Raw genomic sequence first — 20,711 nt, forward strand, 5'->3', positions numbered from 1 at the left:
TTCGCCATGCACACAAGGATTGTTATAATTTTATTTTTACTATTTGCTACAAAAATCAGCTTTGTACAGGCTCAGGACGCATTGTCTAAGGCAGATACGGTAATCATCGGAGGTGATACACTGGTAATGCTTGGAGATTCTTTGATTTTCACCACAGAGGTAGAACCTATTTATTGGAAAAATGGTGGCAATTTCAATTTCAGCTTGCAACAAGTTAGTCTTAGTAACTGGGCTGCTGGTGGAGCAAGTTCTTTTGCTTTAAATACCGGATTAGTGTTGTTCGCCAATTATGCAAAAGACAATATTATCTGGGACACCAATCTTACCCTCAATTACGGGATAAACAGGCAAACAGGAAGGGCTTTCCCGACACGGAAATCAAATGACAACTTTATTTTCATCAGTAAATATGGGCGTCAACTAAGTAAAAAAATATACCTCTCAACCCAAATTGATGCACGGACTCAATTAATGGAAGGATATCGCTATTATAGGGAATCTGGCGCTGAAAGAGACAGTAGGAGTCGGCTTTCAGACTTTCTAAGCCCAGGATACGTACAGTCCTCAACAGGTTTGAATTATCAGGTTACCGCTAAAAATGGCAACAAATTCTCCACCATACTTTCCCCATTCACTGGCAGGTTTACTGTCGTCCTGGATGACTCTCTGAGCACGGCAGGAGCATTTGGTGTAATCCCTGGTGAAAAAGTGAAGCCTGAGGCGGGTATCTCCTTAAGTTCTTCTGCCGACTTTAAAGTTATGGAAAACATTAGTTGGAAAATGGACCTGAATCTCTTTACCAATTATGAAAAATTGGGGAATACAGTCGTCAACTTCAATTCAGTGATTAGCTTAAAGGTGAATAAATACATCACCACAAGAATTGCTACCATTATGATCTACGATGAAAGTGTCTATATCTCGCAAGATGAGGGACCAGCCACACGAGCCATTCAGCTCCAAAACCTGCTAAATTTCGGGATTGCCTTAGACTTTTAAATGCTTTTTCAAAAATTGCGGTGTAAGGATTTTAGCTTAAAGGGTTGAAACACAACTTTTTTCAGCTTTAAAAATCAGCGTCTAAGCCAAAGCGTTTTTTCAATTCTTTAAGCGCGGGAGACTTCTCCATCAGATACGTTAATTTCTCTCTGGAAGTATAGAGGTTTTTCAAAGGGTTTTTTGCCTCTTTGGTAATTTCAAATGTTACCTCCACATCTGGATGCCTTAACTTCCTTCTTAATATCCCTGTAAGCTCTGGTTTTAGTTTAGGGAATAAGTCTTCATGTAAGCCCGAACTAAGCATAAAGACAACCTCTTGTCCCCTTAGCTCAAAGGGTTGACTGAGCAAGGCCATTTCCATGTTTTTATGGTCCTGTTTGAACTCAACCAATACTTCTTCAAAAGCAGTTTTGACTGTATCCGAATTGAGTGGTTGTCTTGGGAGATTCTCCTCCAACTCAGCGACTTCCTCTTTTACAATTTCTTTTTTAGCTTGAATTTCTAAGGGCCTATCTTTAATTTGTTTTTCAACAGCTTCAAGATTGGAGGGAATGGTAAAGCTCTTTTTTTTGACCTGAGGAATGGGACTAGCTTGGCTGGCTGAATTTGAAAAGCCTGTACTTTCTGCCTTTATTTCCGGTTCATTTGTTAAGCTTTTTTTTTGCATCATCGCTAGCCACAGCAGCAAGTGAAATGGCATGAGGCAACTTCGCTAATTTCATTAAAACCAACTCCACATGTAATCTTTGGTTTTTGCTGGTTTTATATGACAGGTCTGCCTGATTGCAAATATTCAAAGCAGACAATAAGAATGAAAAAGGACTCTCTGCAGCCTGCTCTACATACCTTGCTTTGGCAGTGTCAGAAACCTGAAGTAATACCACCGTATCAGCATCCTTGCAAACCATTAAATCCCTAAGGTGTTCACTAAGGCCTACAAGAAAATTATGTCCATCAAAACCCTTTTTAAGAATCTCGTCAAAAATCAACAATGCTTTTGAAATGCTCTCCTTAAGCAATGAATCCGTTACTTTAAAATAGTAATCATAATCCAGAACATGTAGGTTATTGATCGTTTCCTGGTAAGTAACTTTTTTACCTGCCGAGAAAGTAACGATCAAATCATATATGGAAAGTGCATCTCTAAGCGCCCCATCCGCTTTGGTAGCGATCAATCTTAAGGCCTCAGTTTCATAATCTACGCCCTCTTCTTTAGAAATATATTCTAAATGCTGGCTGATATCCTGAATCTGAATCCTGTTAAAATCAAAAATCTGACAACGGGAAAGGATCGTAGGTATAATTTTATGCTTCTCTGTAGTGGCGAGAATAAAAATAGCATGTTTGGGAGGCTCTTCCAATGTTTTCAAAAAAGCATTGAAAGCCTGGGTGGTAAGCATGTGAACCTCATCAATAATATAGACTTTGTACTTGCCTTTTTGCGGCACATACCTTACCTGGTCTACAAGGCTCCGCATATCATCCACGGAGTTATTAGATGCCGCATCCAATTCGTGAACATTAAAGGAACTATTGGAATTGAAAGCCGCGCATGAACTGCATTCATTACACGCTTCCCCATTGTCCTGTCTGTTTTCACAGTTTATGGTCTTGGCAAGGATTCTGGCACAAGTTGTCTTCCCAACACCTCTTGGTCCACAAAACAAAAAAGCCTGCGCCAAGTGATCATTTTTGATCGCATTCTTTAGAGTAGTGGTAATATGGCTTTGCCCCACCACACTCTTAAAGTCCGAGGGTCTGTATTTTCTGGCAGAAACAACAAAATTTTCCATCACTGCAATTTATAAAATTAATCGAACTTAAAACGTTCTGACCTTCCTTTTTAGCCACCCACTTTCGCTAACAGGCTGGGAACATGCTAATTTAAATATTATTTGAAAGTTGAAAGAATAGCCAATGCCACTTTCCGGACTTAGCCTAACTCCGGTCCAGTTATCAAGTAATAACTATCAATATCACTTTTTGTAGATTGGGGAGGAATAAACATTCTAATCAACTCACGCTGCTTGGCAAAGCCGCATTTTTCAAGCCATGGATTTAACTTCGAATGATGCTCTCCCAGATCTAAAACAAGATCTCTTTCATGAAAACCCTCTAAAACTTTAGAAATAAGCGCTTGGACTATGGCATCATTTGATGCAATCAATGGTCCAAGTTGCAAGAATTTGCTCCCCGGTCTACACAAAACAAAGCCTATTAATTCCTTCTCACGTTTAACTAAAAAAGCTCCCTGAGGAAAGTTTTTAAATAAATGCAGTAAAACCTCTCCCCTTTCTTCCCCGAAAACTTTTTTGTCATAGGACAGAATCTCGGCAAAATCCTCCTCAGAAACTTTTACCACTTCATAGGCAGGGGATTCCAACGATTGGGATACTCCCTTAGGCCGAACCCATCTAAAAAGGGAGTACTCTTTGACAAAACCTATTTGTTCATATACCTTTTGACCTGCAGGCGTTGCATCTAGTTTTATGGTTTGATTTTCACCTATTCGCTGGATGACTTCACTCATAAGCTTTTTACTTATGCCTTTTCTCCTGTACCTCCTGTCCACCAGCATCATTCCAATCCAGGCCAATTTCCCTTTATAGGAAAAGGCACAAACCGTTCCTACCACTTTTTCTTCAGCCACCACGACAAGGCATAAACCAGGGTTATTTACTAAAAACAACTCCCAATCTGCTCTTGTTTGGTTCCACCCTTCCTCAGATTTCAGCTTCATGGCTGCATCCAGGTCTTCTGCCTGCATTTCTCTTATAAATAATTCCGAATCCATATTTGTAAAGACATCTTAAAATGAAATATAAACCAGTAAACTGGAATAATTAACTGCATTTGGGGAATTTTTTCATATTTTAGAAATTCAAACCCTCACAACCCAACAATAACCCAGCTATTTATATGGTGAAAACCCTGATAAGATTAGAATTATTAAAAAGGTTACGAAGCACTTCTTTTGCCAGAAGCCTAACCATTGGCATATTTATACTATTCATAGGTGTTTTATTACTGGGCTACTTACTCCTTTTTGGTCTGTTCCTCAATAAGCTGATAACGGAAGTTTTAGAAAAACCTGATGCTATTTATTTCATCAATAGTAACCTACTGTATTTCTTCTTTCTAGAGTTGATATATCGGTATTTCATCCAGCAGCTTCCTGTAATCAATTTAGAAAATTACCTGCATTTACCCATAGCCAAATCAGGGATCATTCATTTCCTTTTGGTCTGTAGCTTCCTTTCCCCACTGAACATCATCGCTTTGTTAATATTTGGGCCTTTTGCTTTTATAGAACTAAATGCAACTTATGGCGCAGCGCCAGCTTTTGCCTGGCTGGGTGCAGTATTGCTCACCAGCTGGTCCATGCATTGGTTTGTCCTTTGGTTTAAACAGCGATTTGAGGACAGCCTTATTGGTACTTTGGTCGTTTTTAGTGCCTTATTGATAAGTATAGGCTCCAGCTATTTTGGTCTGTATGATCTAGGAGGTTTTTTCGAGCCTGTTTTCACTTTTGCCCTCGAAAACCCTGTTCCTGTTTTCCTTTTGGCAGCGGTTTTTATTTTAAGTTATTTCCTATGTTTCGCTTTCTACAGGCAAAATGCCTATTTGGAGGAACTGTCTGAAGGGGACCATTTGCAATTTGCCAACCATGATTTAGGATTTTTATCCAAATTTGGGCTTGCCGGGGAGTTGGCAAATTTGGAATGGAAATTAATCATCAGACATAAAAAAAGCCGTACCTATCTTACCTTATGTTTACTATTTCTCCTATACGGACTGATATTTTATAACAATCCTGCTTATGTGAAAGAAAGCGGATTCAGCTATCTATTCATATTTGTTGGCACCTTTATCACAGGCATATTTATGCTTCAATACGGACAACTATTCCTTAGTTGGAACTCTCCTACCTTTGACTTCTATGTGCATCAAAAAAATGGCTTAAGGGCATTGGTGAAGGGAAAATACCTTTTGTTTATCGGTATTTCCTTTTTATGCTTCATTCTGTCTGTACCCTATGTGTATTTTGGGTGGAATATATTGCTTATCCACCTTGCTACATTTTTGTTTAACATGGGGGTAACCATACACCTTGTAATATACATGGCACTATGGAAACCTAAGCCGATGAACTTACACAAGGGCTCTGTATTTAATTATGAAGGCATGGGACTCTCTCAGTTCCTGATGATCATCCCGCTGGTAGCTGTACCTTATGCGGTTTTTCTTCCTATTGCTTATTGGTTTGGAGATTATTCCGGATTACTTGCATTAAGCATTATAGGCGGGTTTGGTTTACTCATTTTCCCAATGATCTCTACTAAAATGGCTGATGCTGTAGTAGATAGAAAATATGAAATTTCAGCAGCATTTCGTCAAGAGTTATGATTAAAATAGACGCTTTAAAAAAAATATACGGTACCACAACTGTATTGGATATTCCAGCCCTTACCATCCCCAAGAGTCAATGCCTCGGCTTGGTAGGCAACAATGGAGCAGGCAAAACCACCCTTTTTCGTGTCATGCTGGACCTTGTCAGGGCTACAGAGGGCGCTGTAACCGTAGATGAGGAAGAAGTAAGCAAGGGTGAACAATGGAAAACAAAAGTGGGGGCCTACCTGGATGAAAACATGCTACTTTCCTACCTTAGCCCCGAAGAGTATTTCACTGCCCTGAGAAAGATTTATCGCTTGTCTGAAGAGGACCTTCAATTGCATCTGGAAAAATTCCACGATTTTTTTAATGGTGAAATATTAGAATCCAAAAAATACATCAGAGACCTCTCTAAAGGAAACATCAAAAAAGTTGGGATCGCAGCAGCGCTACTCGGAAAGCCTGAGGCGGTATTGCTTGATGAGCCTTTTGAAAACCTTGACCCCAGCTCACAAATCAGGTTGAAAAAATTAATTCTAAAAGAAAAAGAAGAAAACCAGGTCACCTTTTTAATTTCAAGCCATGACCTCAACCATGTGGCAGAAATATGCGAAAGGATCGTTCTACTTGAGAAAGGTGTAATTATTAAAGACCTGGATGATAAAAGCCACATGACCGAAGAGTTAAACAATTACTTTAATGTCATTTAAATAAAGTGATCAAACAGTCCAATCTATAAAAAAAATTAAATTACTCTGTTGATATAGAGATTGTTGCCATAATTTCACTTCTATTACTTTACGGCTTTCAGCAGAGAGCAAACCCGATTTTTATTAAGCTTAATCGGAATTACCCAGGTGCAAAAACATGACCCAGCAATCCTGCCTCAAGCCTTTAAAGGTGGTTTTAATAAACCATTCCAAACTACCATTCCGCCTCTACGGACAGAAAAGACCTCTCATGTAGATAGGCGATAATATAGGATTTCCTTTGTTTTTTTCTGGTTAAATTGGCTTAATTTACAATTTCATTTGAAACCAGAATACCTATGGCATTAACAGAAAATCCAAATAGGAGAAACTTTATAAAAAAAACAGCATTAAGCTCAATGGCAGCCTTATTAGGCACTAATGTAGTCTTTGCTCTTCCTGAAAATTACATTCCTGTAGCACTGGAACAGGACAGTGATCCCTTTACACTTTTCGGCAAGCATAAGGAAATGATTGTGCTAAATAACAAGCCTTGGAATGTAGAATCCAATGCCCATTTATTGGATGATGCAGTTACACCTTCGGATAAAATGTTCATTAGGAACAATGGATTGATTCCAGATGATATAGATGTTGAAAATTGGACATTGACCATCAAAGGAGAGGCCATTGGTGAAGAAAAAACGTACACATTAAAAGACTTAAAAACAAAATTCCCTGTTCATACATACCAACTTGTATTGGAATGTGGTGGAAATGGGAGAAAAGAATATTACCCCCCTGCAAAAGGCAACCAATGGTCGTTGGGCGCTGTATCTTGTGCCAAGTGGACAGGCATACGCTTAAAGGATTTGTTGAAAGATGCTGGTATAAAAGACAATGCAGTTTACGTCGGCTACCATGGTGCAGACAAACACATCAGCCGAGACCCTAACAAAGAACCCATATCAAGAGGGATTCCCATTGCAAAAGCCATGGACGAGTACACTATAGTGGCCTTTGCAATGAACGGGGAAGACATTCCTATTGCCCACGGGCATCCTTTGCGTTTGATCGCTTCTGGCTTTCCTGCATCAGTTTCAGGAAAGTGGCTGAAAAGTTTATCCATTCGCGACAAAGTCCACGATGGTGAAAAAATGGCAGCTCCTTCCTATTCAGTTCCCAAGTTCACCGTTGAGCCTGGTGCTGAGGTAAAGAATGAGGACATGAAAATCATTGAAAGCATGCCTGTGAAATCGTTGGTTTCCTATCCTAAGTCGGGTGCAATGATTAAATCAAACCAAGCCCTTGAGATAAGAGGGCATGCCTGGACAGGTGCCGAGAGCATAAGTAAAGTAGAATATTCCATTGATTTTGGATCGACATGGCATTCATGTAACCTTCAGAAAGCTGCCAATCGCTATGCTTGGCAACATTTTAAAGCCAATATAAATTTTCCTGAAAAAGGATATTACGAAGTGTGGGCCAAAGCCACGGACAACAAAGGCGTTAGTCAGCCAATGGTTACTCCTGGATGGAATCCAAAAGGATACCTCAACAATGCTTGTCATAGAATCGCCATAAAAGTAGCCTAGTATGGGAAAATTAAAAATCATCATAATCACCACACTAATCGTCCTTATAGCAGTCGGTGGTTACCTTTGGTCAACAAAAGAAACACCCTTAGCTGATGGGGAATTTATAAATGCTGATGCACCTATTGAGGCAAATCCTTTAGACTCTGAAATAGAAAATGGTATTCATACGCCTACAGGTTTAATCGCAGATGAAGGGCTAAACCTTATCATTGCGAATTGCACCGCCTGTCACTCTGCCAAACTGGTAACGCAGAATCATGCAGATCGCGCTGGCTGGGAAAAAATGATAAGATGGATGCAAAGCTCCCAAAATCTTTGGGAGCTCGGCACTCAGGAAGACCTGATTCTTGATTATCTATCGAAAAACTACGCTCCAGCAAACGCCAGCCAAAGTAATTCGGGCCGTAGGGCGCCGTTGATGAACATCGAATGGTATGAACTGAAAAACTAACTCAGGGTCTTTCAGCGACAAAAATTTGCACATGGCTTTCAACCTCTTGGTTGAAAGCTATTTTTTTGCCATCGTTGGAATAATTTATTGCGTAAGTTCGCTTTCCAAATTCCGGGCTTATTGCATTGGCTTTTCCAGGATTCATTTTCTCATCTATAGTATTGACAAATATCTGGTCATTACAGACATAGGCAAACTCTCTGGTTTTTAGGATGCCACCTAACAGTACTCTGCACTGGTGTAGAATGAAATGAAACCTGTTTAGGTGCACCTCCATTGACGGGAATGATAAATACCTGATCGATTCCGTTTTTATCCTTAGCTAAATAACTTAAAAAGGCCCCATCCATGGAAGACGTTACCCAATGTCTAAATTCAGTAGTGACCCCTGGATACTTATCCCCTTCGGTAAAAGTAAGTCTTCTGACGGTAGCTCCTGCTGGAGGCATGGGCATGGTCGTTGAAGTCCCCGCTAAAGGCCCTTCAGTGCCCTCAACAGTGATATCCTCTGGCACATCTACCACAAATACTTCCGTAAGTTTCTCTCCTTTGCTGGTCACAAGGTCTCCCAAAAATGCCCTTGCTCTTTGCCAACTCCCATTTGGTTTTTGATAGCCATTTTGTCCTACCCACCAATCACTATAGGCTTTGCTGATTTCCTCACTTCCAGGCTGTGGGTTAGGCACCACTTTCACCACAAGTACAGAATACCATTCTCCTTGAAAATTTTCACCTGTTGAAGCTGAAACTTTAGGACTTTTAATATTCCTGGCAGAAACCCCTACAGTCCTTAAATTATAAGTATTTCCTGTCTTTTCTTCCAGGTCAAACATTAGGGCATCATTATAAGTATAGCCTAGCCAATCTCCATCTCCGCTCCATTGATGTCTATGGGTACCACCACGCAAAGCTCCGGCAGTAAACGGCGCCGAGACATCCCTGCTATCCATCCAATAGGATTTTTTGGTAGATTCATTAACGATTTTACCCAGCCTCCTGTGCATGGCATATGGGTTCTCCTGACTGGTTGGTGGCAGGCCATGAATAAAAACGACTTCATTTTCTGTTGGATGATAACTTACGGCTCCTACTCCAGGGCCGAATTTATCGGCATTCTTGGTCTTGTAGATTACCTTGGTTTTGCCAGTTGCAACGTTTACTTTTTCTATGACGGCATTTTCTCCAATCCCTCCTTCGTCAGGTCTTGTATCATAAACTATCCATGCATCATCAGGAGAGAAATTTTGATTATTGTCCATTGCATGGTTCTGGGCTTGATTGGTCACTTGCCTAATCTGCCATAATCCCTGTGAGAAAAGAGTTGAAGTACTCATGATTAATAATACTGGTAAAAGCCAATTTTTTAGTTTATTGTGGGTCATTTGCATCAAGTGTTCAAATTTATATTTCAAATATACGCTGGAATGATTAAATAGTACCAATGTTTTACACAAGGTACCGTCCAAGATTCTTTTTAATCTTACATACTTTATTAATACTTCTAATTGAAAGGTAATAATTTTAAAGCCATGAAATATCTGTTCTTATTTTGTTTTCTTATCTGCACTGCTCACCAAATTGACGCCCAGCAAATGATTTGGGAAAATATAGCTCCAGGGGTTTGGAAAGGAACCGTAGGAGAAGCAGAGGAATACAACCTACTCACTGCCGCAGCTGCCAAACCTAATTTACCTGCCATTTCTCGCTTGGGACAAGCCCCTTTCCCTGTTGAAAAAACAGAGATCAAGGCCAAATTATTGGACGGTAAAACGTATCTACAATTTCCACTTGAGAGGGAGGAACAAGTTTTTGGATTTGGGTTAAACTTTAAAACCATTCATCAAAGGGGCAGGATCATGCGTCTTCATGTAGATCATTATGGAGGACAGGACAATGGAAGGACACATGCACCGGTCCCATTCTATGTAACAAGTAATGGTTACGGCGTTTTCATTAATTCTTCAAGGTATTTGGACGTTTATGCAGGTTCTGGATCCAGGTTAGACAGTGAAAATCCTGCAGAAGCCATGGACAGAAATACCAACCCAGACTGGACTGCTTCCCCTTATTCCGATGCAGTTGAGATTCTAGTGCCAGCCAAAGGAGTTGAGGTTTACGTTTTTGCTGGCCCTTCCATGCTGGAAGCCGTTCAGCGGTTTAATTTATTTAATGGAGGAGGGCCTATTCCACCCAGGTGGGGCCTAGGTTTTACGCAAAGGGTACATCGTCTTTTTGATCAGGACCAGGTATTGGCAGAAGTAAATGAATTTGAAGAAAAGGGTTACCCATTGGATTTCATAGGACTGGAACCGGGTTGGCAGAGCAAATCCTACCCCAATACTTTTGCCTGGGATGAAAGTCGTTTTCCAGATCCAGAAAAGCTAATTCAAAAACTTAAAGAAAAACACATCAGTTTAAATCTTTGGATCAATCCATATGTTTCTCCGGAAGCGAGCTTCTATGAAAAACTCAAGCCCTATTATGGAAGCCATACTGTATGGGCTGGAGCAGTCCCAGACCTAAGCATTCCCGAAGCACAAAAAATTTATTGGGAAACATTCAGAAAAGACCATGTTCTCCCCGGCGTTGGAGGATATAAGATTGATGAAGTCGATGGATACGATCGTTGGCTGTGGCCCGATGTGGCTCAATTCCCATCTGGACTCGCTGCTGAACAACTTCGTCAAACTTATGGCTTGCTGGTACAAAAGCAATCAAGTGAACTTTTCCGGGAACAAAACCGAAGGACTTATGGACTTGTTAGGGCTTCTAACGGTGGGGGTGTTTCTTTTCCTTATGTCATTTACAATGATTACTATGACCATAAAGACTTCATAACGGCATTAATTAACAGTGGGTTTTCGGGTCTTTTATGGACACCTGAAGCCAGGGCATCAAAAACTGCGGAAGAATGGCTGAGAAGATTCCAGACCGTTGTTTTTTCTCCTATGGCAATGATCAATGCCTGGGCCAGCGGCACAAAGCCTTGGTCCTACCCTGAGGTAGCCGAAGAAATTAAGGAAATGGCGCTATTGAGGATGAAAATGATGCCTTATTGGTACAGCAGTTTTGCTCTTTATCATTTTAAGGGAATTCCGCCTTTTAGGGCCATGCAACTTGAAAAGGGATTTTCTATAAAAACTGAGAAGCAAACCAATGCCACTTCAACCTTGGAAGAAAACCCCTACAATGAGGCCATAAAAAAAGAAATAAATGACCAATACATGGCTGGTCCATCTTTATTGGTTGCCCCAATCTTTGCAGGGGAAGAGGTAAGAAAAGTGGTATTACCAAAAGGAAAATGGTATGATTTTTACACGGGAAAATATGTCGGAGATGGTGAAGTCATTACAATAAACGCTCGCTTAGACCAAATACCAGTCTTTGTCAAAGACGGTGGGATTGTCCCATTAATGGAACCCATGCTCCATGCACCTGGTAAAAACCAACTTTACGATTTGAAAATACTTCATTATGGGGAATCACCAGGCCAATTCCCTTTGTATGACGATGATGGAATATCATATGATTATGAAAATGGGCACTATTCTTGGAGAGATATAAATGTAATAAAAGAATCCAATGGAAAATGGAAAGGCACCATTTCAACTGTTGGTGCTCAAAAGCCAAACAATGTTGGGAAAGTGACTTGGGTATTCATGTCTGAGAAAGAGGGCCAAAATCCATTAAAGTAAACGAAAGAATTTAGACCTCCCCTTAAGGGTTTAAATTTAGCTCGTAAAATCAGAACTCTATCCAAACTTTCACCAAAAACATAGCGTAAAATCAATTAATTTTGCAACGATCTCTTTTGAGAATAAAACATTTATTCTCAACAAAAAGAGGAACATTTTAAGGTGTTTTAAGTTAAAAGCAGAAATTATTTAAAATAATACACAACCCGAAAACAAAAAAACGATGAAAAAATACCTACTTACTAAAAAAAGCTGTTTTGCCTATTTCACTGTGTTTGCAGTGGCCTTAGCTTTTTCAGCTTGTTCTACTAAAGTTACTTTCCCTGTTTCCAATATTGTACCGGCAGCAGAACCTACCGCTAGCATCAACAAAAACAAAGAGGGTGCTTATGAAGTAAAAATTAACATTAATAATTTGGCACTGCCAGAACGACTGTCTCCTCCAAAAAAGCACTATATGGTATGGATAGAGGCTTCAGGTCAGGGAATAACTAAACTTGGAGAGATCTCAAACAACCGAGGTGTTTTCAGTAATAAAGGCAAAGCATCCTTTGAAGCGGAGACCATGTACAAGCCTACCATGATTTTGATTACGGCAGAAAATAGCATGGATATAACGTACCCAGGATCTAACGTAGTGTTAAAAAGTAAACCCTTTAAAGTAAAATAACATTTGGAACAAAGGCTATCTTATTTGATAAAATATATTATTTTATAATTATCAATAAGAGATTTAAATACTTTTCCGAAATTTAATTCTTACTTTTGCGTCTTAATAATATTACACATGCAGAGTATTCGAAATATTGCAATTATTGCACACGTTGACCACGGAAAAACAACCTTGGTAGATAAGATAATACACGCCTCAAAACTTTTTAGGGAAAATCAGCAATTTGATGACCTAATACTGGACAGTAATGATCTAGAGAGGGAAAGAGGTATTACCATTCTTTCAAAAAATGTTTCTATTAGGTATAAAGATACCAAAATTAACATAATAGACACCCCTGGTCACGCTGATTTCGGCGGAGAAGTTGAAAGGGTTTTGAAAATGGCAGATGGTGTTATTCTTTTGGTTGACGCTTTTGAAGGACCTATGCCCCAAACACGATTTGTATTGGGCAAAGCACTTGAGCTTGGTCTTACACCTATAGTAGTGATCAACAAAGTGGATAAAGAGAACTGTCGTCCTGATGAAGTTCATGAAGCAGTTTTTGATCTAATGTTCAACCTGGATGCAACTGAAGAGCAGTTGGAATTTCACACCTTGTACGGTTCAGCCAAAAACAACTGGATGGGTGAAGATTGGAAAAATCCTAATGACACCATTTTCCCTCTTTTAGATGCGGTAGTTAAATACATACCAGAACCTAAGATTGAAGAAGGTACTACTCAAATGCAAATCACTTCTTTAGATTATTCAAATTTCGTTGGCCGTATAGCCATTGGAAGGATAAAAAGAGGAAGTATCAAAGAAGGACAACAATACGCACTTTGCAAAGAAGACGGCGTTATAAAGAGAGTTAAAGTCAAAGAACTTCACGTTTTCGAAGGATTAGGTAAAAATAAAGTAACCGAAGTTCAAGCTGGAGACATTTGTGCCATCACTGGTATAGAAGGTTTTGACATTGGAGATACTGTTGCAGATCTTGAAAACCCAGAAGCATTAGAAAGGATCTCAATTGATGAGCCTACTATGAATATGCTTTTCACCATCAACAACTCACCTTTCTTTGGTAGAGAAGGCAAATTTGTTACTTCTCGCCATTTGAGAGAAAGGTTGATGAAGGAAACAGAGAAAAACCTTGCACTAAGAGTAGATCCTACGGATAGTGAAGATAAATTCTTGGTATATGGTAGAGGTATTCTCCATTTGTCAGTACTTATCGAAACAATGCGAAGAGAAGGTTACGAATTACAAGTAGGGCAGCCTCAGGTTATCTTTAAAACAATAGACGGTGTTAAGAATGAGCCTATTGAGACCTTAGTAGTAGATGTACCTGAAACATCTGCAGGAAAAGTAATCGAACTAGCGACTCAGAGAAAAGGAGAGCTTTTGGTAATGGAACCTAAAGGAGATTTACAACACCTTGAGTTTAGCATTCCTTCCAGAGGATTAATTGGATTGAGAAACAATGTATTGACTGCTACACAAGGTGAAGCGATCATGAATCACCGTTTTTCTGCATACGAGCCATTTAAAGGCCCTATCCCAGGAAGAATCAACGGTTCATTGATCTCAATGGACTCAGGTCAGTGCACGGCTTATGCCATTGATAAATTACAAGATAGAGGAAACTTTTTTGTAGATCCAGGAGATGACCTTTACACTGGTATGGTTATTGGCGAGCACTCAAGAGACAACGATATCGTGGTAAACGTACAAAAAGGTAAACAACTTACCAATATGCGTGCATCAGGATCGGATAACAACGCAAAAATTGCTCCAGCCAAAAAATTCTCACTAGAAGAATCTATGGAATATATCCAAAAGGATGAGTATCTCGAAATTACTCCAAAAAGTATACGGATGAGAAAAGTTCATTTGGAAGAAAACGAAAGAAACAGAGCTGCCAAATCGCAGAACGCTTAATTAACTTAAAGGATGGAATTAAATTTCCATCCTTTTTTTTTGCCCAAATATTAAGTGTCTACTGTTAATTGGTTAATTTTACATTTCAGATCTACTCGGAATTTGACAGGTAGCCCATTTTACCGGAATACTGAGGATTGCTCATTAATGAAAAACAGTTATGAAAAAAATTGCAGTATATACCTCTGGTGGGGATTCTCCCGGAATGAATGCTTGTATTAGAGCAGTAGTAAGAACAGGGATTTATTATAACCTGGAAGTTTATGGCATCAAATACGGATATGATGGCATTATTAATGGCAACATTAAGAAAATGCAATCCCATTCTGTAAGCAATATTCTTCAAAGAGGTGGCACGATCTTAAAATCTGCCAGAAGCAATGAGTTCCGCACCAAAGAGGGGCGTCAAAAGGCTTATGAGCAACTAACCAAGCATGGAATAGAAGGCCTAGTAGCCATTGGCGGAGATGGTACCTTTACAGGGGCTAAGGTTTTCTATGAGGAATATGGCATCCCTGTAGTAGGCTGCCCTGGCACCATAGACAATGACATTTACGGAACAGATTACACGATTGGCTTTGACACAGCAGTTAACACTGCATTAGAAGCTATAGACAAGATAAGGGATACTGCAGCAGCGCACGACCGTGTGTTTTTTGTAGAAGTAATGGGAAGAGACAGTGGCTACATCGCTATAGAATGCGCTATAGGCGGAGGTGCTGAAATGGTGATGGTCCCTGAAACCACCACAACCATTAGTGAGGTTTCTGATTACCTGAAGAATTTGAGGAAAACAAAAACTTCCAGTATCGTAGTAGTAGCAGAAGGTGATGAAGAAGGTGGAGCGAATACCATAATGGAGAAAGTAAAGACTGAATTCATTGGTGATGAAAAAAAATTCAAAGTAACTACTTTGGGGCACATTCAGCGCGGGGGAAGCCCTACAGCCAAAGACAGGTTGTTGGGTAGCAGAAGTGGGTTGGCTGCCGTAGAAGGCTTGCTAAATGGTCAATACAACTGCATGGCTGGGATTATAAACGACCAGGTAGTGTACACTCCATTCGATGATTGTATCAACAAAAGCAAACCCCTGAACAAAGACTATCTTAAGCTTCAGGAAATCTTAAGTATTTAAAACATGGGCTTTATTCCAATTTTCTTAACCCTTGGAGGTTTTGTTTTTCTATTCATGATGGTGGTCCATCAAAATTTCAAACAAAAAAAACACCTCTTTGAGAGCGAATTAAAAGACCTTACCGCTTCAATTAGTCGCCTATCCAAATCAAGTAATGCAGCTTTACCCTTTTCGAAGGGAAACAATATCAAGGAAGTAGAAAGGTTATTGCAATCCTTGAATAAGGAAGAAAAAACAGTTGAGGCTCAAAACGAAACTAATGCCCTCCGGCAAAAATTGGGCGAAGTTAAAATGCTTCGCTACAACTACAACAAACTAATCGAAACAAAACCTTACAGTTTTGTGGCGACGGTTATGAGGGATCATTCTATTTGAGCATTTATTAGATCGAGCATATCATTGATTTCATCTGGATGAAACCAATGATATGTTTTATCTTTATTTAGCCAGGTCACCTGCCTTTTAGCATATCTTCGAGAATTTCTTTTCAGCAATCTTATGGCTTCTTCTTTGTCATAAGCGCCATCTAAATAGGCGAAAATCTCCTTATACCCTACTGTGTTAAGTGCATTCAGGTCTCTATAGGGATACATCTCGCTTGCTTCTTCAAAAAGCCCCTCTTGGATCATATTATCCATTCTCCTGTCTATCCTTTCATACAGTTCTTCTCTATCCCTGTTCAGCGCAATTTTGACAGTCTTGAAAGGTCTTACAACCTTCTTTTTAACCCTATAGCTGCTAAAAGGAAGACCAGTCCCTAAGCAAACCTCCAAAGCCCGAATCAAGCGTTGAGGGTTTTGTTTATCCACAACTGCGAAATAATCAGGATCTAATTTAATTAACATTTCCTGGAGGTGGGTGATCCCTTCCTTCGCATAGACGGCATTTAACTCTTCGCGGATTCCTGACGCTATTTTCGGCATTTGATCCAGCCCTTCAACTATAGCATCAGTGTACATACCAGACCCACCGGTTAAAATCAACAAGTCTTTTTCCTTAAACAAGGAATTAATGCAGCCCAGCGCTTCAGATTCGTACCTTTTAACATCATACGGATCGTGAATAGATTTATTACCAATGAAATAATGGGGCACCATTGCCAATTCTTTTTCAGAAGGTTTTGCGGTACCTATATTAATTTCTTGAAAAAATTGTCTACTATCGGAAGAAATTATGACGGTATTAAATTTTTTGGCTAAATTTATGCACAAATCAGTTTTTCCAACAGCTGTTGGACCTGCAATCACCAGGATTATTTTATTTAATGGAGTCAAGATTCAATTAGCTATTTTAAAGCTTCGAATTTAAGCAAATTCGCCCATGAAAAACAAAAAGTCTTGATAGTAGACGACAATGCCCTAAATCGGAAGGTATTTGAAAATGTAATCGGACACAATTATTTTTTTGAATCTGCGTCTGATGGACTAGAAGCGATAGAATTATTAAAAAGCAACGAATATGACATCATATTGATGGACATACAGATGCCTAAATTAGATGGAATAAGTTGTCTTAAAATAATCAAGGAGGAAGAAATAACAGATATACCTGTCATAGCTATTTCTGCTTATTCGAATCAGGGAGACCGTGAATATTTTTTATCGACAGGATTTGATGATTTTATTGCCAAGCCAGTAAAACCTAAAGACCTGTTAGAGGCTATCCATTTCCACTTAAATCAAAATAAAACAAGAATAAACATTCCAGAAAAGGAAAAAGAGATTGATGTTGATATAAATGAATCTGTAATCCAACAATTACTGAAATACCATAGTTTGGATAATATCAAATCCGTTTATAAAGATTTTTTAGAAGAGGCTGAAAACCTCACGGAAGAAATAAAAATATTGGCAGAATTCAATAAATTTGAAGAAATTGGAGAAAAACTTCACATATTGAAAGGCAATTCAGGTACACTTGGTGTTAACATGATGTATAAGGTAACTGCTTTGTTTGAGAAAAAAATCAAAAATTCGACTACCGAAGAATTAAATGATGATATTGAACAATTGAAGTCCAGCCTAAGTAAATTCAAACAGTTGGTTGAAAACGATAAAATTTTTATAAAATATGAGTGATGCAAAAAAAGTATTGGTAGCTGAAGACAGTTCAGTTATTATCAATTTAACAAGAAATGTACTTTCCTTCGAGAATTTTTCAATGACTGCCGTTAAAAATGGCAAGCAGGTTTTAGACCTACTCGAAAAAGAGGATTTTGATTTAATTCTTATGGACATTAATATGCCGGTAATGGATGGCATAGTATGCACCAAAGCCGTAAGGAATCTTTCTGACCCAGTAAAATCGAAGATCCCTATTATTGCCATTACAGGAAATTATAAAAATTTCACCTTAGATGATTTCAAAAAGGCGGGCTTAGATGATTACATTCAGAAACCGCTAGATTATGATTTGTTGTTGTCCACCGTAAAAAAACATATTTACAAATAAAATGGCAGTAAAATACACCAAAAACTTTTTGGATAAACTAGAGAATATCTTTGCTTCATCAGAGTATCATTTGCGATATGAGAAGGGTAATTTTAAATCTGGATATTGTATTTTAAAAGAACTAAGATTGTTATTGTAAATAAATACTTTACGCTGGAAGGCAAAATCAATGCTTTGCTGGACCTCCTTAAAACGCTTGATTTCAACCCACAATCCTTTGAAAATCAAAAGCAGCAGGATTTCCTTAATGAACTTAAACAAACAGAATTGAAGCTTTGAACATCACATTTTTAGGAACTGGCACCTCTCAGGGTGTCCCGGTAATTGGTTGTAATTGTAAGGTCTGCTCCTCTTTGGATTTTCGAAACAAACGGCTCAGGTCTTCTATACACCTTGAAATAGATGGGCTAAGCCTTGTGATAGACACTGGCCCGGATTTCCGAACACAGATGCTTACAGAGGCTGTATCACGGCTAGATGCGGTTATTTACACCCACGAGCATAAAGACCATACTGCAGGACTTGACGATATTCGCCCGTTTAATTTTAAGCAGCAAATGGACATTCCATTGTATGGAACAAATCAAGTCCTGGAACAAATAAAAGGTGAGTTCTCTTATATCTTTGCCGAAACCAAATACCCAGGAGTGCCAAGGGTAATTCTCAATGAAATTTCCAATTCACCATTTGAAATTCAAGGCATTCGAATCACTCCGATACAAGTGATGCACCACAAACTGCCAGTTTTCGGATACAGAATTGGAGACTTTACTTATATCACTGATGCTAATTACATTTCACCAGAAGAAATTGAAAAAATTAAAGGAAGTAAGATTCTGGTTGTAAATGCTTTACAAATAAAACCACATATTTCCCATTTCACCCTTTCAGAAGCTTTAGATTTCATCAAACTAATCGCACCTGAAAAGGCATACCTAACGCATATTAGCCATCAGATGGGGACACATCAGGAAGTAACGGCAACATTACCTCCAAACGTAGCCATATCCTATGATGGCCTGAAATTGCACCTTTAACATGCATCTTAATTACCACTTCTTTAAATTTTTATGCCCTGCCTTAAAAGATGAAATTTCAGGAGGCACAATTTCCGCCTGTTTTTCTCAAAACAAAGAAGAGCTCATCATTGAGATAAGCAAACTTGATGGAAGCCCTTTTTTTATCAGGGCTTTGTTACTGCCTTCGAATACAAGTATAAGTTTTCCCAAGGATTTTAAAAGGAGCAAAAAAAACAATGTTGATCTGTTCCCTGAAATAATCGGTAAAAGAATTACTGACATCAAATTATTAAATTTTGAAAGGGCATTTCACCTTACTTTAGACGACACCCAGGCATTATTATTCAAAATGCATGGGAGCAGGTCAAACCTATTGTATTTCAAAGACCTGGGAACAACACCTTTTACCATCTTTAGAAAGGAGCTTAAAGAAGACATGGCTTTGACAATACCCGAACTTGAAAAATCCCTGGAATTAACGAAGGATAGGTTTTTGGAACTGGAGGGAAATGCTTCTCAATTTTTACCCACATTAGGTAAGCGCCCAAGGGCTTGGCTCAAAGAGGCGGGTTACCTGGAGGCAGATATGGAAACAAGGTTTTCACTGATGTGTGAGGTGATGGACATGCTCGAAAGTCCATTGTTCACTGTTTTCAACGAAAACGACAATTATTACCTCACCCTCTTACCTTGCGTATCTCCTATTGCAAGCACTGCAGATCCGCTAGAAGCTTGCAATATCTACTTTCAAAAAGCCGTAGTCAAAAAGAACTTTGAAAACGTTAAAAATCAATTGCTCCGCACCCTTACGGAGAAACGTAAGAAAACAGTAAATTATATAAGTAAAACGAGCCAGAAACTGGAAGGGATGGAAAATGAACCCCCTCCTAGTCAAACGGCTGATATAATCATGGCAAATCTTCACCAGATCCCGGTGGGAACAGAGAAGGTGAGCCTTTTCGATTTTTATGCCAATGAAACAAGAGAAATAGCCTTAAAAAGAGGAGTGAGTCCACAAAAATTTGCCGAACAGCTATACAAAAAAGTAAAACAAAAAAATTGAATTTGAGCAACTGCGTAAAAACCTGGCACAAAAGGAAAAAGACCTTGAAGAAATAGCTGCAGAAGAAGAATTCTTACATGATTCTGAGGACTTCAGATCGATTAAGTCCTTAATTAAAACAGGAGATAGATTTTCAAAAGTTCAACCGCAGATACAGTTGCCCTATAAACGATTTGAAACAGAAGGGTTTGAAATTTGGGTAGGTAAATCAGCGAAAGCCAATGATGAATTGCTAAGAAGGTATACCTGGAAGGAAGACATCTGGCTTCATGCTAAAGATGTGGCAGGGTCTCACGTGATCATCAAAACCCAATCAGGGATGGTACCCACCAAGTTGGTTTTGGAACGAGCGGCAGCACTGGCAGCACACTATTCAAAAAACAAAACCGCCTCGCTTGCAGCAGTCATGTATACTCCTTGCAAGTATGTACGTAAAGTCAAGGGCTCTCTTCCAGGAGCCGTCAAAGTAGACCGGGAGAAGGTGATTTTAGTGAAGCCAGAAGGCCCGGAGGACATTTAACCCATTACCCTACCGGAAATACGCTAAAGCTCTTAATGGCCTTAAATAAGAACAAGTAACAACTTAAAATTGACTCCCCTTTCCTGGGGGATTAAAACAAGAA

20 protein-coding genes and 1 pseudogene are annotated in these 20,711 nt (G+C 39.1%); 16 read left to right on the top strand and 5 right to left on the bottom strand.

Going from position 1 to position 20,711, the window contains the following annotated elements:
- Positions 1-6: 6 nt before the first annotated feature.
- A complete protein-coding gene (locus ADICYQ_RS13100) occupies positions 7-999 on the top strand; it encodes a DUF3078 domain-containing protein (RefSeq protein WP_020888918.1) in 993 nt (330 codons plus the stop codon).
- 67 nt (positions 1,000-1,066) lie between these two features.
- Here the strand turns inward: ADICYQ_RS13100 and ADICYQ_RS13105 are convergent, their stop codons facing one another.
- The 3 genes from ADICYQ_RS13105 to ADICYQ_RS13115 form a co-directional block, all read right to left on the bottom strand.
- Complete coding sequence (locus ADICYQ_RS13105; RefSeq protein ID WP_152520487.1) at positions 1,067-1,669, bottom strand: DUF8493 domain-containing protein; 603 nt, start codon at positions 1,667-1,669, stop codon at positions 1,067-1,069.
- Positions 1,641-2,792, bottom strand: coding sequence for a DNA polymerase III subunit gamma/tau (locus tag ADICYQ_RS13110; protein WP_040416130.1), 1,152 nt, complete (start codon positions 2,790-2,792; stop codon positions 1,641-1,643). Before ADICYQ_RS13110 ends, ADICYQ_RS13105 begins: the two co-directional genes overlap by 29 nt.
- 140 nt (positions 2,793-2,932) lie before the next feature.
- Positions 2,933-3,793, bottom strand: a complete 861-nt coding sequence (locus tag ADICYQ_RS13115) for a GNAT family N-acetyltransferase (protein ID WP_020888922.1) — start codon at positions 3,791-3,793, stop codon at positions 2,933-2,935.
- A gap of 125 nt (positions 3,794-3,918) precedes the next feature.
- On the opposite strand from ADICYQ_RS13115, the gene ADICYQ_RS13120 reads away from it, so the two are divergent.
- The 4 genes from ADICYQ_RS13120 (at position 3,919) to ADICYQ_RS13135 (ending at position 8,129) form a co-directional block, all read left to right on the top strand.
- Positions 3,919-5,406 (top strand): DUF5687 family protein, encoded by a 1,488-nt coding sequence (locus tag ADICYQ_RS13120; protein WP_020888923.1) that lies wholly within the window; start codon positions 3,919-3,921, stop codon positions 5,404-5,406.
- Complete coding sequence (locus ADICYQ_RS13125) at positions 5,403-6,101, top strand: ABC transporter ATP-binding protein (protein ID WP_020888924.1); 699 nt, start codon at positions 5,403-5,405, stop codon at positions 6,099-6,101. The genes ADICYQ_RS13120 and ADICYQ_RS13125 overlap by 4 nt, the downstream gene beginning before the upstream one ends.
- A gap of 338 nt (positions 6,102-6,439) precedes the next feature.
- Complete coding sequence (locus ADICYQ_RS13130) at positions 6,440-7,675, top strand: sulfite oxidase (protein WP_040416133.1); 1,236 nt, start codon at positions 6,440-6,442, stop codon at positions 7,673-7,675.
- A 1-nt stretch (position 7,676) separates the two neighbouring features.
- Positions 7,677-8,129, top strand: a complete 453-nt coding sequence (locus ADICYQ_RS13135) for a hypothetical protein (RefSeq protein WP_020888928.1) — start codon at positions 7,677-7,679, stop codon at positions 8,127-8,129.
- A gap of 179 nt (positions 8,130-8,308) precedes the next feature.
- On the opposite strand, the gene ADICYQ_RS13140 is transcribed toward ADICYQ_RS13135, so the two are convergent.
- On the bottom strand, positions 8,309-9,463 hold the full coding sequence (locus ADICYQ_RS13140; protein ID WP_161625601.1) for a DUF3748 domain-containing protein: 1,155 nt from the start codon (positions 9,461-9,463) through the stop codon (positions 8,309-8,311).
- 195 nt (positions 9,464-9,658) lie between these two features.
- Here ADICYQ_RS13140 and ADICYQ_RS13145 point away from each other — a divergent pair, with 195 nt between their 5' ends.
- From ADICYQ_RS13145 to ADICYQ_RS13165, 5 genes are all read left to right on the top strand, one after another.
- Positions 9,659-11,824, top strand: a complete 2,166-nt coding sequence (locus ADICYQ_RS13145) for a glycoside hydrolase family 31 protein (protein WP_040416205.1) — start codon at positions 9,659-9,661, stop codon at positions 11,822-11,824.
- Between the two features lie 223 nt (positions 11,825-12,047).
- A complete protein-coding gene (locus ADICYQ_RS13150; protein WP_040416136.1) occupies positions 12,048-12,494 on the top strand; it encodes a hypothetical protein in 447 nt (148 codons plus the stop codon).
- A 117-nt stretch (positions 12,495-12,611) separates the two neighbouring features.
- Positions 12,612-14,420, top strand: coding sequence for a translational GTPase TypA (typA, locus tag ADICYQ_RS13155; RefSeq protein ID WP_020888934.1), 1,809 nt, complete (start codon positions 12,612-12,614; stop codon positions 14,418-14,420).
- A gap of 160 nt (positions 14,421-14,580) precedes the next feature.
- Positions 14,581-15,555: a 6-phosphofructokinase gene (pfkA, locus tag ADICYQ_RS13160; RefSeq protein ID WP_020888935.1), complete on the top strand. Its 975-nt coding sequence runs from the start codon at positions 14,581-14,583 to the stop codon at positions 15,553-15,555.
- A 3-nt stretch (positions 15,556-15,558) separates the two neighbouring features.
- A complete protein-coding gene (locus tag ADICYQ_RS13165) occupies positions 15,559-15,930 on the top strand; it encodes a hypothetical protein (protein ID WP_020888936.1) in 372 nt (123 codons plus the stop codon).
- On the opposite strand, the gene miaA is transcribed toward ADICYQ_RS13165, so the two are convergent.
- Entirely contained in the window at positions 15,918-16,829 is a 912-nt protein-coding gene (gene miaA, locus ADICYQ_RS13170) for a tRNA (adenosine(37)-N6)-dimethylallyltransferase MiaA (RefSeq protein ID WP_020888937.1), read from the bottom strand. The two genes, ADICYQ_RS13165 and miaA, sit on opposite strands and share 13 nt — an antisense overlap.
- 63 nt (positions 16,830-16,892) lie before the next feature.
- Between miaA and ADICYQ_RS13175 the strand changes: the two genes are divergently transcribed.
- The 6 genes and pseudogenes from ADICYQ_RS13175 (at position 16,893) to ADICYQ_RS28615 (ending at position 20,608) form a co-directional block, all read left to right on the top strand.
- On the top strand, positions 16,893-17,633 hold the full coding sequence (locus ADICYQ_RS13175; protein ID WP_020888938.1) for a response regulator: 741 nt from the start codon (positions 16,893-16,895) through the stop codon (positions 17,631-17,633).
- A complete protein-coding gene (locus ADICYQ_RS13180) occupies positions 17,626-18,006 on the top strand; it encodes a response regulator (protein ID WP_020888939.1) in 381 nt (126 codons plus the stop codon). The genes ADICYQ_RS13175 and ADICYQ_RS13180 overlap by 8 nt, the downstream gene beginning before the upstream one ends.
- Before the next feature lies 1 nt (position 18,007).
- Positions 18,008-18,285, top strand: a pseudogene (locus ADICYQ_RS28610) (hypothetical protein).
- Positions 18,282-19,043 (top strand): MBL fold metallo-hydrolase, encoded by a 762-nt coding sequence (locus ADICYQ_RS13190; RefSeq protein WP_040416139.1) that lies wholly within the window; start codon positions 18,282-18,284, stop codon positions 19,041-19,043. Before ADICYQ_RS28610 ends, ADICYQ_RS13190 begins: the two are co-directional and overlap by 4 nt.
- Position 19,044: 1 nt before the next feature.
- The gene (locus tag ADICYQ_RS13195; RefSeq protein WP_020888943.1) at positions 19,045-20,088 is read left to right on the top strand and encodes an NFACT family protein; all 1,044 of its coding nucleotides are present in this window, start codon (positions 19,045-19,047) and stop codon (positions 20,086-20,088) included.
- Positions 20,089-20,245: 157 nt separating this feature from the next.
- Positions 20,246-20,608 carry an NFACT RNA binding domain-containing protein gene (locus tag ADICYQ_RS28615; RefSeq protein ID WP_020888944.1) on the top strand — a complete coding sequence of 121 codons (363 nt, stop codon included), beginning with the start codon at positions 20,246-20,248 and terminating at the stop codon, positions 20,606-20,608.
- Positions 20,609-20,711: the final 103 nt, after the last annotated feature.

It is taken from the genome of Cyclobacterium qasimii M12-11B (assembly GCF_000427295.1).
Lineage (GTDB): Bacteria > Bacteroidota > Bacteroidia > Cytophagales > Cyclobacteriaceae > Cyclobacterium > Cyclobacterium qasimii.

What these genes read in the sequence shown, in the direction of transcription:
- ADICYQ_RS13150 (WP_040416136.1), top strand. Translation starts at nt 12,048, where the DNA reads ATGAAAAAATACCTACTTACTAAAAAAAGCTGTTTTGCCTATTTCACT.
- ADICYQ_RS13115 (WP_020888922.1), bottom strand. Translation starts at nt 3,793, where the DNA reads ATGGATTCGGAATTATTTATAAGAGAAATGCAGGCAGAAGACCTGGAT.
- ADICYQ_RS13105 (WP_152520487.1), bottom strand. Translation starts at nt 1,669, where the DNA reads ATGATGCAAAAAAAAAGCTTAACAAATGAACCGGAAATAAAGGCAGAA.
- ADICYQ_RS13125 (WP_020888924.1), top strand. Translation starts at nt 5,403, where the DNA reads ATGATTAAAATAGACGCTTTAAAAAAAATATACGGTACCACAACTGTA.
- ADICYQ_RS13145 (WP_040416205.1), top strand. Translation starts at nt 9,659, where the DNA reads ATGAAATATCTGTTCTTATTTTGTTTTCTTATCTGCACTGCTCACCAA.
- typA (WP_020888934.1), top strand. Translation starts at nt 12,612, where the DNA reads ATGCAGAGTATTCGAAATATTGCAATTATTGCACACGTTGACCACGGA.
- pfkA (WP_020888935.1), top strand. Translation starts at nt 14,581, where the DNA reads ATGAAAAAAATTGCAGTATATACCTCTGGTGGGGATTCTCCCGGAATG.
- ADICYQ_RS13120 (WP_020888923.1), top strand. Translation starts at nt 3,919, where the DNA reads ATGGTGAAAACCCTGATAAGATTAGAATTATTAAAAAGGTTACGAAGC.
- ADICYQ_RS13180 (WP_020888939.1), top strand. Translation starts at nt 17,626, where the DNA reads ATGAGTGATGCAAAAAAAGTATTGGTAGCTGAAGACAGTTCAGTTATT.
- ADICYQ_RS13140 (WP_161625601.1), bottom strand. Translation starts at nt 9,463, where the DNA reads ATGAGTACTTCAACTCTTTTCTCACAGGGATTATGGCAGATTAGGCAA.
- ADICYQ_RS13110 (WP_040416130.1), bottom strand. Translation starts at nt 2,792, where the DNA reads ATGGAAAATTTTGTTGTTTCTGCCAGAAAATACAGACCCTCGGACTTT.
- ADICYQ_RS13100 (WP_020888918.1), top strand. Translation starts at nt 7, where the DNA reads ATGCACACAAGGATTGTTATAATTTTATTTTTACTATTTGCTACAAAA.
- ADICYQ_RS13165 (WP_020888936.1), top strand. Translation starts at nt 15,559, where the DNA reads ATGGGCTTTATTCCAATTTTCTTAACCCTTGGAGGTTTTGTTTTTCTA.
- ADICYQ_RS13135 (WP_020888928.1), top strand. Translation starts at nt 7,677, where the DNA reads ATGGGAAAATTAAAAATCATCATAATCACCACACTAATCGTCCTTATA.
- ADICYQ_RS13130 (WP_040416133.1), top strand. Translation starts at nt 6,440, where the DNA reads ATGGCATTAACAGAAAATCCAAATAGGAGAAACTTTATAAAAAAAACA.
- ADICYQ_RS13195 (WP_020888943.1), top strand. Translation starts at nt 19,045, where the DNA reads ATGCATCTTAATTACCACTTCTTTAAATTTTTATGCCCTGCCTTAAAA.